The 13103-nt window shown below is 71.2% G+C and carries 12 protein-coding genes; 2 read left to right on the top strand and 10 right to left on the bottom strand.

Going from position 1 to position 13103, the window contains the following annotated elements; all coding sequences use genetic code 11:
- Positions 1-119 precede the first annotated feature (119 nt).
- From pheT to infC, 7 genes are all read right to left on the bottom strand, one after another.
- Positions 120-2624, bottom strand: a complete 2505-nt coding sequence (pheT, locus tag AB0M63_RS32820) for a phenylalanine--tRNA ligase subunit beta (protein ID WP_366021922.1) — start codon at positions 2622-2624, stop codon at positions 120-122.
- Complete coding sequence (gene pheS, locus AB0M63_RS32815) at positions 2624-3751, bottom strand: phenylalanine--tRNA ligase subunit alpha (RefSeq protein ID WP_355906659.1); 1128 nt, start codon at positions 3749-3751, stop codon at positions 2624-2626. Before pheS ends, pheT begins: the two co-directional genes overlap by 1 nt.
- A gap of 155 nt (positions 3752-3906) precedes the next feature.
- Positions 3907-5043: an ATP-binding protein gene (locus tag AB0M63_RS32810; protein ID WP_355906656.1), complete on the bottom strand. Its 1137-nt coding sequence runs from the start codon at positions 5041-5043 to the stop codon at positions 3907-3909.
- 56 nt (positions 5044-5099) lie between these two features.
- The gene (locus AB0M63_RS32805) at positions 5100-5948 is read right to left on the bottom strand and encodes an RNA methyltransferase (protein ID WP_366021921.1); all 849 of its coding nucleotides are present in this window, start codon (positions 5946-5948) and stop codon (positions 5100-5102) included.
- Between the two features lie 103 nt (positions 5949-6051).
- Positions 6052-6435, bottom strand: a complete 384-nt coding sequence (gene rplT / locus AB0M63_RS32800; RefSeq protein WP_019066261.1) for a 50S ribosomal protein L20 — start codon at positions 6433-6435, stop codon at positions 6052-6054.
- Positions 6436-6537: 102 nt separating this feature from the next.
- Positions 6538-6732, bottom strand: a complete 195-nt coding sequence (gene rpmI, locus AB0M63_RS32795; RefSeq protein WP_019065473.1) for a 50S ribosomal protein L35 — start codon at positions 6730-6732, stop codon at positions 6538-6540.
- Between the two features lie 108 nt (positions 6733-6840).
- The gene (gene infC, locus AB0M63_RS32790) at positions 6841-7530 is read right to left on the bottom strand and encodes a translation initiation factor IF-3 (protein WP_355906756.1); all 690 of its coding nucleotides are present in this window, start codon (positions 7528-7530) and stop codon (positions 6841-6843) included.
- A 364-nt stretch (positions 7531-7894) separates the two neighbouring features.
- Here infC and AB0M63_RS32785 point away from each other — a divergent pair, with 364 nt between their 5' ends.
- Positions 7895-8266: a DUF1844 domain-containing protein gene (locus AB0M63_RS32785; protein WP_355906649.1), complete on the top strand. Its 372-nt coding sequence runs from the start codon at positions 7895-7897 to the stop codon at positions 8264-8266.
- Here AB0M63_RS32785 and AB0M63_RS32780 read toward each other — a convergent pair.
- Positions 8263-9006: an SseB family protein gene (locus AB0M63_RS32780; RefSeq protein WP_355906646.1), complete on the bottom strand. Its 744-nt coding sequence runs from the start codon at positions 9004-9006 to the stop codon at positions 8263-8265. The genes AB0M63_RS32785 and AB0M63_RS32780 overlap by 4 nt on opposite strands.
- Positions 9007-9156: 150 nt before the next feature.
- On the opposite strand from AB0M63_RS32780, the gene AB0M63_RS32775 reads away from it, so the two are divergent.
- Positions 9157-10143, top strand: coding sequence for a serine hydrolase (locus AB0M63_RS32775; RefSeq protein WP_355906643.1), 987 nt, complete (start codon positions 9157-9159; stop codon positions 10141-10143).
- 37 nt (positions 10144-10180) lie between these two features.
- On the opposite strand, the gene mycP is transcribed toward AB0M63_RS32775, so the two are convergent.
- Together mycP and AB0M63_RS32765 are read right to left on the bottom strand one after the other, a co-directional pair.
- Entirely contained in the window at positions 10181-11356 is a 1176-nt protein-coding gene (mycP, locus tag AB0M63_RS32770) for a type VII secretion-associated serine protease mycosin (RefSeq protein WP_366021920.1), read from the bottom strand.
- Positions 11353-12360 (bottom strand): hypothetical protein, encoded by a 1008-nt coding sequence (locus tag AB0M63_RS32765; protein WP_366021919.1) that lies wholly within the window; start codon positions 12358-12360, stop codon positions 11353-11355. Before AB0M63_RS32765 ends, mycP begins: the two co-directional genes overlap by 4 nt.
- Positions 12361-13103 lie beyond the last annotated feature (743 nt).

Below are 13103 nucleotides of genomic sequence, written 5' to 3'. Positions count from 1 at the left end.
CTGTCGACCGCATGCCCCGATCGGGCCAGATCGCCCGAACTTCTCACCCGAACGAGTGAGGTGACATGAGGTAGATGCATTTATGCATTTACGCAGGTAGGGACAGCTCCGATGCGGAGTCAGGCCCTCAGTACGGCTCCCGTCCGCTCCGCCGCCAACGCCACCGCCGCGTCGCGGGCCGCCGACGCCTCGTCGACGGTCAGCGTCCGGTCCGCAGCGCGGAACCGCAGCGCGTAGGCGAGGGACTTCTTGCCCTCGCCGAGCTGCGCGGCGTTGTCGTACACGTCGAACAGGCGGATGGACTCCAGCAGTTCACCGGCGCCCTCGCGCAGCGCCGCCTCGACGTCCGCGTGCGGGACCGCTGTGTCGACGACCAGGGCGACGTCCTGCGTGGCGACCGGGAACGTGGAGATCTTCGGGCCCTTGGGGACACCCGCCGACGCCGACTCCAGGACGTCCAGGTCCAGTTCCATCGCGCTGGTGCGCGCGGGCAGACCCAGGGTCTTCAGGACACCGGGGTGCAACTCACCGGCGTAGCCGATGACTTGCTCGACACCCTCGACGACGACGGCGAGTTCGGCGCAGCGGCCGGGGTGCCAGGGGCCGTACTGGCCCTTGCGGACGAGGAGTTCGGTGCCGGCCTCGCGGGCGAGGACACGCGCCGACTCGACGGCGTCGGCCCAGTCGGACGGGCGGCCCTTGCCCCACCAGCCGGCCTGCTCACGGGCGCCCGTGAGGACGACGGCCGCGTGCCGGGGCTGAAGGGGAAGTGCCTCGGTGAGGGAGGCGATCTCCTCGTCGGTCGGACGCCGGTCGACGGGCAGCCGTACGGCGATCTTCAGCTCTTCGCGCGGGTGGAAGACCAGCCCTGTCTCGAAGAGCGCGAGGTCGTGGCTGCCCCGGCCGTCGTTGCGGCGCAGCGCGCCGAGCAGGCCCGGCAGCAGCGTCGTACGGAGCGCGGGCTCCTCGTCGGAGAGCGGGTTGACCAGCTTGACGACCTTGCGGTTCGGGTCGTCGGCGGCCAGGCCGAACTGGTCGAAGACGTGCTCGCCGACGAACGGGTAGTTCGGCGCCTCCACGTAACCGGCACCGGCCAGCGCACGGCCGACCCGGCGGTGCAGCCGCTGGCGGTCGGTCAGGCCCCGGCCCGCGGGGGGCTTGGGCAGCGTGGAGGGCAGGTTCTCGTAGCCCTCGAGCCGGATGACCTCCTCCGCCAAGTCGTTCGGGTCGGTGAGGTCCGGGCGCCAGGACGGGACGGTGACGATCAGCTCGTCCTGCCCGTACACGTCGCAGCCGACCTGCTGGAGTCGTCGTACGACGGTCTCGCGGCCGTAGTCGACGCCCGCCACCTTGTCGGGGTGGTCGGCCGGGATGGTGATGGTGTGCGGGGCCGAGGGCGCGATGACCTCGGTGACGCCGGCGTCCGCCGTGCCGCCGGCGAGGAGGACCAGGAGGTCGACCGTGCGCTGCGCGGCGGCCGACGCGGCCTGCGGGTCGACACCGCGCTCGAAGCGCTTGGAGGCCTCGGAGGCCAGCTTGTGGCGGCGGGCCGTGCGCGAGATGGAGAGCGCGTCGAAGTGGGCGGCCTCGACGACGACCTCGGTGGTGGTGCCCTCGGTGTCGTCGATCTCGGTGTTGGCGCCACCCATCACGCCCGCGAGGCCGATGGGGCCGCGGTCGTCGGTGATCACCAGGTCCTGGGCGTCCAGCGTGCGCGTGACACCGTCGAGGGTGGTGAGCTTCTCGCCCTGCTCGGCCCGGCGCACGCCGATCGCGCCCTGGACGCGGGAGCGGTCGTAGGCGTGCAGGGGCTGGCCCAGCTCCAGCATCACGTAGTTGGTGATGTCGACGGCGAGCGAGATCGGGCGCATGCCCGCCTTCTGGAGGCGGCGGGTCAGCCACAGCGGGGAGCGGGCCTCGGGGTCGAGGCCGGTCACCGTGCGGGCGGTGAAGCGGTCGCAGCCCATCGGGTCGGCGACCTGGACCGGGTAGCCGAAGGCGTTCGGCTGGGGCACGTCCAGCAGCGCGGGGTCGCGCAGCGGGAGGCCGTAGGCGATGGCGGTCTCGCGGGCGACGCCGCGGATCGACAGCGCGTAGCCGCGGTCGGGCGTGACGGCGATGTCGAGGACCTCGTCGACGAGCTGGAGCAGCTCGATCGCGTCGGTGCCGACCTCGTGCTCCGGCGGCAGGACGATGATGCCGTGGGAGCCGTCGTCGCCCATGCCCAGCTCGTCGCCGGAGCAGATCATGCCGTGCGAGGTCTTGCCGTAGGTCTTGCGCGCGGCGATCGCGAAGCCGCCGGGCAGTTCGGCGCCGGGCAGGACCACGACGACCTTGTCGCCGACCGCGAAATTGCGGGCGCCGCAGACGATCTCCTGGGGCTCACCGGTGCCGTTGGCCTGGCCGACGTCGACCGTGCAGAAGCGGATGGGCTTCTTGAAACCCTCCAGCTCCTCGATGGTGAGGACCTTGCCGACGACGAGCGGGCCCTTGAGGCCGTCGCCGAGCTGCTCGACGGTCTCGACCTCCAGGCCGACCGAAATGAGCTTGGCCTGGACGTCGCGGCCGGTCTGGGTCGCCGGCAGGTCGACGTACTCCCGCAGCCAAGAAAGCGGGACCCGCATCAGATCTCCATCCCGAACGGCCGGGTGAACCGGACGTCACCCTCGACCATGTCTCGCATGTCTTCGACGTTGTGGCGGAACATCAGCATCCGCTCGATGCCGAACCCGAAGGCGAATCCGCTGTACTTCTCCGGGTCCACCCCGCAGGCCACGAGGACACGGGGGTTGACCATGCCGCAGCCGCCCAGCTCGATCCAGCCCTCGGAGGAGCAGGTACGGCAGGGGCGGTCGGGGTTGCCGACGGACTCGCCCTTGCAGACGTAGCAGAGCATGTCCATCTCGGCGGACGGCTCGGTGAAGGGGAAGTAGTTCGGCCGCAGCCGGGTCTTCATCTCCGCGCCGAAGAGCGACTGCACCATGTGGTCCAGGGTGCCCTTGAGGTCGGCCATGGTCAGGCCCTCGTCGATGGCGAGGAGCTCGATCTGGTGGAAGACCGGGGTGTGCGTGGCGTCCAGTTCGTCGGTGCGGTACACGCGGCCGGGGCACACGATGTAGACCGGCGGCTCGCGGTCGAGCATGGCGCGGGCCTGCACGGGCGAGGTGTGCGTCCGCAGGACGACACCCGACTCGTCACCTTCCGTCCCCGCCGGGCCCTGGACGAAGAAGGTGTCCTGCATCTGCCGGGCCGGGTGGTCCGGGGTGAAGTTCAGGGCGTCGAAGTTGAACCACTCCGCCTCGACCTCGGGGCCCTCGGCGATCTCGTATCCCATGGACACGAAGACGTCCGCGACCCGCTCCATGAACGTGGTCAGCGGGTGCCGGGCGCCGGCCGGGACGCGGTCGTACGGCAGCGTGACGTCCACCGCCTCCTCGACCAGGACGCGGGCGTCGCGGTCGGCCTCCAGCTCGGCCTGGCGGGCGGCGAGGGCCTTGTTGACCGCGCCCCTGGCCTGGCCGACGAGCTTGCCCGCGGCCGCCTTGGCCTGCGGGGGCAGGGCGCCGATCTCGCGGTTGGCGAGGGCGAGCGGGGAGGTGCCGCCGGTGTGGGCGACCTTGGCCTCCTGGAGCGCGTCGAGATCGCCGGCGGCCGCGAAGGCGGCGAGCGCCTCGTCCCGCATGCGCTCGATCTCTTCCGGTTTCAAGGCCTCGACCTCTACAGGGTCGTACGACTTATTCGGTGCCGACATCTCTTCCCGTGCTTCCGGTTGGCTGGCGGATGGTCCCCGTCCCGACTCGACTCGGGGGACGCGTCGTCGTCCCTGAAACGGGGACGCAAAGGTGCCAAAGGCCGAGTCTAACGGGGGTGAGACAGGTGACCGCGCCCGTGGGGCCTCGTCGGCGGCTACTGGAGATACGCCGGGGTGCCCACGGGCAACATAAATCGGAACTCGGCGCCGCCGCCGGGGGCGCGGCCGACCGTGATGGTGCCGCCGTGGGCCTCGACGATGCCCTTGACGATGTACAGGCCAAGTCCGGTGCCGCCGCGCTTGCTGCCCCGCCAGAAGCGGGTGAAGACGCGGTTCATGGACTCCTCCGGGATACCTGGGCCCTCGTCGCTCACCGTCACCGATGTGCCGGTTTCCTCCCCCTCGCGGGGGGACGCCGAGGCCGTGACGTCGATAGTGACGGTTCCCTCGCCGTGGCGCACCGCATTTTCCAGCAGGTTGCTGAGCACCTGGTCGACCTTGTCGGGGTCGGCCCACAGATCGGGCAGCGGCTGTTCGACGCGGAGCAGGAACCGGTCGGCGGTCTGGCCCGCGGCGACGTACGCCTGGATGTGGCGGCCGACGGCCGCGCCCATGTCGACGGGCTGGCGGCGCAGCTCCAGCCGCCCCGAGTCGATGCGGGAGATGTCGAGCAGCTCGGCGATGAGCCGGGTGACGCGGTTGGCGTCGGCGTCGACGGTCTCCAGCATCAGCCGCTTCTGGTCGTCGGTGAAGCGTTCCCACTTGGCGAGCAGGGTGGCGGTGAAGCCCTTGACGGAGGTGAGCGGCGAGCGCAGTTCGTGGGCGACGGTGGCGATCAGCTCGGCGTGGCTGCGCTCGGTGCGGCGGCGGGCCTCGGTGTCCCGCAGGGAGACGACGACGCGGCGGACCGGGCCGAGGGGTTCCGCGCGGACGTAGCGTGCCGTGACGAGGACCTCGTGGCCGCCCGGCAGCAGCAGGTTGCGCTCGGGCTGCCGGACCCGGATCGCCAATCCGCCGTAGGGATCGGTCAGTTGCCACCAGCGCCGGCCCTCCAGGTCCTCTAACGGGAGGGCCTTCTCCAGTCGCTGTCCGAGGGCGTCGGAGGCGGCGGTCGCGGTGATGCGCTCGGCGGCGGCGTTGAAGCAGATGACATGGCCGTGCTCGTCGGCGATCACCAGGCCGTCGGGCAGTTCGTCGGGGTCGATGCCGAGGTCCGCGAGCTCGCCGTGCGGGGGCCCGGACGGATGGGGCACACCCCGTGCTCCCGGCGCGCTGCTGGTGCCGACAGTCATCCCCGTACCCCACCTCTTCTCATACGGCGCAGGTGGCCCCCGAGCTGGTCACCCTACTAGCTGTCGGTGACGGAGCGGCACCCTCCGGAGGCGCGCTGTGCACGGGCTGACGCATAGAGACATACGGCGGCGGCGGTGGCCAGGTTCAGACTCTCGGCCTTCCCGTGGATCGGAACCCGCACGACGGCGTCCGCGAGTGCGCGGGTCTCCTCCGGGAGCCCCCATGCCTCGTTGCCGAACACCCAGGCGGTGGGGCCGCCCATGGTGCCCTGGTCCAGCTCGTCGTCGAGGTCGTCGGTGCCGGCCCCGTCGGCGGCGAGGATGCGCACGCCGATGTCCTTGAGCCCGGCCACGGCCTGCTCGACGGGCACTCCGACGGCGACCGGCAGATGGAAGAGCGAGCCCACGGACGCCCTTACCGCCTTGGGGTTGTACAGATCGACAGACGCGTCGGTCAGTACGACGGCCTCGGCACCGGCGGCGTCGGCGCAGCGCAGGACGGTGCCGGCGTTGCCGGGGTCGCGGACGTTCGCCAGGACGGCCACGAGCTTGGGCCGGGCCCTGAGGATCTCCTCGAAGGGGGTGTCGAGGAACCGGCAGACCCCGACCAGCCCCTGCGGGGTGACGGTGGTCGAGATGTCGGCGATCACCTGCTCGTCGGCGAGATGCACCCGGGCACCGGCGTCGCGGGCCTCCCCCACGATGTCGGCGTACCGCTCCGCGGCCTCGACCGTGGCGAACAGCTCGACGAGCGTGTCCCCGTACCCCGCCGCCTCCCGCACGGCCTGCGGCCCCTCGGCCAGGAACAGCCGCTCCTTGCCCCGAAAGTTCCGCCGCGCGAGCCGCCGGGCGGCCAAGACGCGGGGGGAACGGGGGGAGATGAGGTCGGGGGTGACCGGGGGCATGCAACTCACCTTCGTTAACAGGGACACCGGAGACACAGCAGGACCCGCAAGCCCGAAAGCCTGCGGGTCCTCAAGTCACGTCGGCTTCACAGCCAGCGCAGCGTCACGCCGCCTTCGGCGCGTTGACGTCGCTCGGCAGCGCCTTCTGGGCGACCTCGACCAGCGCGGCGAACGCACCGGCGTCGTTGACGGCCAGCTCCGCGAGGATCTTGCGGTCGACCTCGATGTTGGCCGCGTTCAGACCCTGGATGAAGCGGTTGTAGGTGATGCCGTTGGCGCGGGCAGCGGCGTTGATGCGCTGGATCCACAGCCGACGGAAGTCGCCCTTGCGCTTCTTGCGGTCGTTGTAGTTGTAGACCAGCGAGTGGGTGACCTGCTCCTTGGCCTTGCGGTACAGGCGCGAACGCTGACCGCGGTAGCCGGAGGCGGCTTCGAGGATCGCCCGGCGCTTCTTGTGGGCGTTGACTGCCCGCTTGACGCGTGCCACTTGTTTAACTCCTTGTAGCGGGGCCGTGGTGGGACTCACACGGCCCGGTGTCGATGGGGTCCCGGTCCAGACGTACGGCGCTCAGGTCGAGCGCCGCGTACGTCACTTGCCGAGAAGCTTCTTGATCTTCTTGGCGTCGCCCGGGGCCATCTCGGCGTTGCCGGTGAGGCGACGCGTCACACGGGACGACTTGTGCTCAAGCAGGTGGCGCTTGCCGGCGCGCTCGCGGAGCACCTTGCCGGAGCCCGTGATCTTGAAGCGCTTGCTGGCACCGCTGTGCGACTTGTTCTTCGGCATAGCGCCGTTATCTCCTCGTCGGTGGCGCTCCGGTGCCCGGTCGTGAAACCGGGCACAGGTGGAGCGTCGCTCTTGTTTCGGTTACGTCCCCGGACTGGCGTCCGGGGATCAGGCGTCGGCCGAAGCCTCGGCCGGGGCCTCGGCGGTCTCGACCTCGGCGCCCTCGTCGACAGCGTTCTCGTCGTCGAACTCGGACTCCGCGGCGTTCTGCGACTTGCCCGGGTTGGCCTTCGCTTCCGCCTTGCGGGCCGCCTGGGCCTCACGGGCCTCGGCCATCGCCTCGGTCTTCTTCTTGTGCGGACCGAGAACCATGATCATGTTTCGGCCGTCCTGCTTCGGGTTCGACTCGATGAACCCGAGGTCCTCGACGTCCGAGGCGAGCCGCTGCAGCAGTCGGTAGCCCAGCTCGGGCCGGGACTGCTCGCGACCACGGAACATGATCGTGATCTTGACCTTGTCGCCCTGCTTGAGGAACCGGACGACGTGACCCTTTTTGGTGTCGTAGTCGTGCGGGTCGATCTTCGGCCGGAGCTTCATTTCCTTGATGACCGTGTGCGCCTGGTTCTTGCGCGCCTCACGGGCCTTCATGGCCGACTCGTACTTGAACTTCCCGTAGTCCATGAGCTTGCAGACCGGCGGGCGAGCGTTCGCCGCCACCTCGACCAGGTCGAGGTCGTACTCCTGCGCAAGCTCCAGGGCCTTGGCAAGCGGAACAATCCCGACCTGCTCGCCGCTCGGACCGACAAGTCGCACTTCGGGAACGCGAATCCGGTCGTTGATACGGGGCTCGGTGCTGATGGATCCTCCTCGGTTAGCACCACACGGCCATCTGGCGGACGGCCGCGTTTGTCTCTGTTAGACAGACCCAACCGCGCCGGAACATGAAAAATGCCCCGGACGATCACAAGACGGGGCTCCAAAACACTGCCGGAGCACCGCCGCGATGATCGCGGGGCGCGCTTTCGGGCGACTCCATCGTCCGTACGGAACGATGGCGACCGCCTGACCGGGGTGACCCGCCGTCCGTGAGGACGGTCAGGTGGGAGATCGGAGCCTCCACTTGTTGGCCGGGCACACCAGTGCCTGGCCGGTCATCACACAAGGTTAGCAGCTCCCCGGGGGTGGTGCTAACCGCCGTACACCGGGCCCTATCGTGTGGGGCATGAGTGACACGCCCCCCGAGTCCCCGAACACCGACTCCCCCGACTTCGACGCCATGGCCCGCGACATCGCGGAGGTCCCGGCGGTCGAGGTGATCGTGACGGTCGCCGTCAACCTGATGAGTGCCGCCGCCGTGAAGCTCGGGCTGACCGAGGAGGGCGACAAGTACAAGGACCTGGACGAGGCCCGCAAGCTGGTCACCGCCCTGGCCGGACTTCTGGACGCGAGTGCGACGGAGATCAGCTCGTTCCACGCGGCCCCGCTGCGCGACGGCCTGAAGTCCCTCCAACTGGCGTTCCGCGAGGCCTCCCTCGTCCGCGACGAGCCGGGCCAGGGCCCGGGCGAGAAGTACACGGGCCCGATCTACGGCTAGTCGCCGCATCCCTCGCGAACGTACAAGGGCTCGCCCGGAGGCGTCGTCCCGGCCGGCAGCAGTGCCAGGTCGAGGCCGCGCACCAGGCGGGCCCTCAGCGTCTCGTCGTCGGCCAGGCGCCGGGCCACCGCGCGGGCGGCCTCGGCGGCGGGCGCGGACGGGTCGAGCACGAGGGCGAGGGTGCCGTCGGCCTGCCCCGGTCCGAGGTGGGCGCGGAGCACGGCGGGTTCGGCGGCCACCGCGGTCCGTACCGCCCCGACCACCGCCGGGTCGGTGAGCGGATCGGCGGTCGTCCGCCCCTCCGCCACCGCGAGCAGCGCGGACCCGCTCAGTTCGTACGGCACCGGACCCGCCAGGTCCAGCACGATCGTGTCCGCCTTCTCGTGCACGGCGGCCTGGAGGGCCTGGTGCAGTGGTACGGCCACGGGGCGGGCCGCCGGGTCCCAGCGGGCCAGCGACTCGGTGGAGGTGAAGGCGGGCAGGGCGGTGCGGCCGCCGGCCTTCAGGGTGGGTACGGCCATGTCGCTGGTCTTCTCGCGGCGCAGTCCGTTCCCGTCCTCCTCGACCTCACCGAGCACGGCCACCACGGGCACCAGCAGCCGGGCGCCCTTGAGGGCCGTCAGCACGGGGCCCACGGCGGTGCGGTCCTCGGCCCAGGCGGCGAGCGCCGCGCTCAGCCGGGGATCGGCCGAGCCGTCGTCGTCGGAGTAGCCGGAGTCGGGAATGTTCTTGTTCGCCACGGTGACCGACCCTATCGGGGGGATGCTGCTGGACTTGTGCGGGTCCTGAAACGCGGAGGACACAGGTTTCACACGTTTCTCAGACACAGTTGACAGACATCTAACTTTCATCTCACGGTCCGCACAGTCGCCGCCACCACGATCGCGGGCATGGAGTCTTCCAGAGCCGCCCGCCGAAACCACCGCGCGCGTCCCTCACGGCGCCGTCCGCTCGTCTATGTCGCCCTGGCCTCCGTGGCCGTCGTGGGCGTCACGGCGGCGGGGACCGTGTATGTGAAGGCACAGGCCCACTCCGGCGCCGTATCGTCGGCGGCGACGCCGTCGGCCTCGGCGTCGGGGAGCGGGGAGGCATCGGTGGAACCTGTGGCGGAGCCGACAGTGGACTACGCCGATCTGCTGGCGACGTCCATGAAGTCGGTGACCCCGGCCGGCGACCAGCGGGTGTCCGTCGCCGTTCTCGACCTGGACTCCGGCGAGAGCGCCACGTACGGCGACGCGGCCTTCGACACGGCGAGCATCGTCAAGGTGGACATCCTGGCGACGCTGCTGCTCCAGGCGCAGGACGCGGGGCGGCAGTTGACCGCGACCGAGAAGTCGTACGCCACCACGATGATCGAGAACAGCGACAACGACTCCGCGACCGCGCTGTGGAACATCATCGGCACGGCGGACGGGCTCGACACGGCGAACAAGACGTTCGGGCTGACGGCCACCACGGGTGGCGCCGGCCCGCTCTGGGGCCTGACCCAGACCACGGCCGCCGATCAACTCACCCTGCTCCAGCAGGTGTTCGGGGACGACTCGAAGCTCAGCTCGGCCTCGCGGTCGTATCTCCAGGGGTTGATGGGGAAGATAGAGACGGACCAGCAGTGGGGTGTGTCGGCCGCGGCCGACGGCGCGCAGTGGAAGCTGAAGAACGGCTGGCTGGCGCGGAGCACGACCGGGCTGTGGGACGTCAACAGCATCGGGCGGATCACCGCCGACGACGGGCACGACTACCTGGTCGCCGTGCTGTCGAAGGGGAGCACGACGCAGACCAAGGGGATCACGCTGATCGAGGCGGCGGCGAAGGCGGGGGTCGCTGCGTTCGCCGGGGCCGACTCCTCTACGTCGGCCTCCGCGTCCGCGACGGACTGATCGACCGGCTGGTGACCGACCGGCTGTTCATCGTGGTCTAGAAGGGCTCGCGGCGACCGCGTCGGCCGCGCCACAGGACGACCGCCGCGACGAGGAGAACCCCGCCGACACTGCCGGCCAGGGGGCCCGCCCAGTCGGACGGGTCGCTGTCGGTCTTGGCGGCGTCCGGGCCGGAGCCGAAGTACTCCTTGCCGTAGGCGACGGACGCCAGGGCGGCCGGCTTGAGGCGGGCGGCGGCCTTGATGGCGGCGGCGGGGTCGATGAAGCCGAAGCCGCGGGAGTCGTCGCGGCCGCCGGTCGGGGGGTTGCGGGCGGTGTCTTCGAGGAGCTTCTTGATCTGGGCCGGTGTGAGCCCCGGGTGGGCCGCCTTGATGAGCGCCACCGCGCCCGAGACGAAGGCGGAGGCGGCGCTGGTCCCCCAGCCCTCGTAGTACTTGTGGTCGGGGTCGGCGATGACGACGTTGACGCCGGGGGCGCTGACCGTGGCGTACCAGCGGCGGGTGGAGAAGGAGGCGCGGGTGCCGAAGCGGTCCACGGCGGTCGCGGCGATCACGCCCGGGTAGGCGGCGGGGTAGGAGACGTGGTCGCCCTTCTCGCCGCCGTTGCCGGCCGAGGCGACGACGGCGACGCCCTTCTTCAGGGCGTACTGCACGGCCTCGTCCTCGGCGGGCTCGGGGTGGGCGGAGGCGGAGTCGTCGCCGAGGGAGAGGTTGATGACGTCGGCGCCGTGGTCGGCGGCCCAACGGATGCCGTCCGCAAGGGCGTTGCCCCGGGTGGTGCGGGCCTTGCCGCGGGCGGAGTCGCCGTCTTCGAGGATCACCCGGACGGGCAGGATCTTCGCTTCCGGGGCGACCCCCATGACGCCGTCCTCGTCGCCGGGGCCGTGTCCGTGCCCGGCGATGATGCCGGCCATGGCGGTGCCGTGGCGGGCCCAGGCCCGGTCGCCCGGCTGCGCGCCGAAGCCGACCATGTCCTTGCCCGTGAGGACGTTGCCGTCGAGGTCGGGGTGGTCGGCCTCGACGCCGGTGTCGAGCACGGCGACGGTGATGCCCTTGCCCTTGGTCGTCTGCCAGGCCTCCTGGGTGTGCATGGCGTCCAGGGCCCATTCCTGGGCGCGTATGCCGTCCGCGTGGGCGACGGTGGGCGGGACCAGGGCGAGGGAGGCGGCGAGGGCGACGCTCAGGAGACCGGCCCGGCGGGACGTGACGCTCAAGGGGTCTCCTCCGAGGTCTTCGAAGCGTTCGGCGTCTCGGAGGCGTTGGAGCTCTCGGAGGGTGAGTCGACGGTCTTGCGCAGACTCCGCTCGACACGGTCGGCGAGGCCCTGCGCCTCGTTGCCGAGCCCCGCCTGGGCGGGGGCGGCGGTGCCGCCGGAGGTGACGGCCTCGTCGGCGGGCTCCGGTTCGTCGACCTTACGGCCGTCCGCCCAGCCGGAGACGGCGTAGACGACGACGGGGGCGTCGGTGAGGACGGAAACGGTCCACGAGGCACGCTGTTCGGCGCCGAAGGCGGCGGCGACGGTGCCCTTGGCGGCGTACGGGCGGGGCAGGAGGTCGGTCCGGTTGGCGAGGTTCTCGTTCTTGAACCGGGTGGAGAGGGCGGTCATCGCGGTGATGTCGGCCTTGGTGAAAAGGAGTCCGACGGTGGTGACGTAGCTCTGGGTGGCGTCGGTGTAGGTGGCGCGCAGGAGCCGTCGGCAGCCGACGGGGGCGAGGACGTCGCGCAGCAGTGGGTCGAAGGCGCCCGCGCAGCCCGTGTCCGGGGCCACTGCGATCCGCGTCCAGGTGCGGTCGGCGCCGCCCGGACCCGCGCCCTGCCCCCGCACGGTGGGCGGAAACAGCTCGTCGACAGGCACGCTGTGCCACAACTCGCCGGCAGCGGCGAAGGTACTGGCGCTGCCGTCCACGCCGTCGTCCCCGGTGAGCCAACTCCCGGTCACCGCACCGCCGATGAGCCCGAGACCGAGCACGACACAGACCGCGACAGCGGCGGTACGGGACCGAATCCGCGCCCCCAACGGCCGCGCCCGCACCCGCTCGTCGTACCCCTCGGGCTCCCCGAACGAGACAACGGGCCGCCCACCACCCGGGTTCACGGGCGAACTCCAGGACAAGGAGGGATCGGGGCGCGGCACCTCGGGCGGCATCGGGGTACCGGGGGCGGACGGGGACCAGGCGCTGGTGTCGGTACCGAGGGCGTCGAGTACGGAGCCCTGCATGGCGGAGCCGACGGGGTGGGCGTCGCCCCGGGGAGCCTCGGGCGGATAGGTCGCACCGGCGGCGGAGGGCGACCACGCACTCCGGCTGGGCGCCCCACCCGTCGGATCCCCGAACGATTCCCCACGCCACGGCGAGGCCGGCCGAAGCCGGGTGGTGCTCTCCGAGGGCGACTCGGGGGGCGCGGACCTGGGAGGGGTTTCCGGGCGGGCGGAGTCCCGGTGAAGCTGGTCGGACGACTGACGTGGGGACTCGTCCTCGGAGGGCAGCGGGTCGGCTACCGGGCGGGGCGGAACAGCAGAACCGGAAGACGTCCCCGGACGCCTCGGCACATACCGCTCCCGATCGGAGGGCCGACGCGGAGACCCCTCCTCGGGGGACAGCGGATCAGCCGCCGGGCGAGGCGGAACAGCAGAACCGGAAGACGTCCCCGGACGCCTCGGCACATACCGCTCCCGATCGGAGGGCCGACGCGGAGACCCCTCCTCGGGGGACAGCGGATCAGCCGCCGGGCGAGGCGGAACAGCAGAACCGGAAGACGTCCCCGGACGCCTCGGCACATACCGCTCCCCATCCGACGACCCACGCGGAGACCTGCTCTCGGGGCGTGGTGGGACAGCGGGGTCGGAAGGTGCTGGCTGACGGGCGGAGGCCTGGTGCGGCCGGTCGGATGCCTCGCCCGTAGCGGGAGGCGTCGTGGAGCGGGGCCGGTCGGACGGCTCGCCTTCAGGGCGCCGCGAGGTGT

This window comes from Streptomyces sp. NPDC051576 (genome assembly GCF_040681835.1).
In the GTDB taxonomy this organism is placed as follows: domain Bacteria; phylum Actinomycetota; class Actinomycetes; order Streptomycetales; family Streptomycetaceae; genus Streptomyces.
This window is presented reverse-complemented; position numbering and strand designations above follow the sequence as displayed.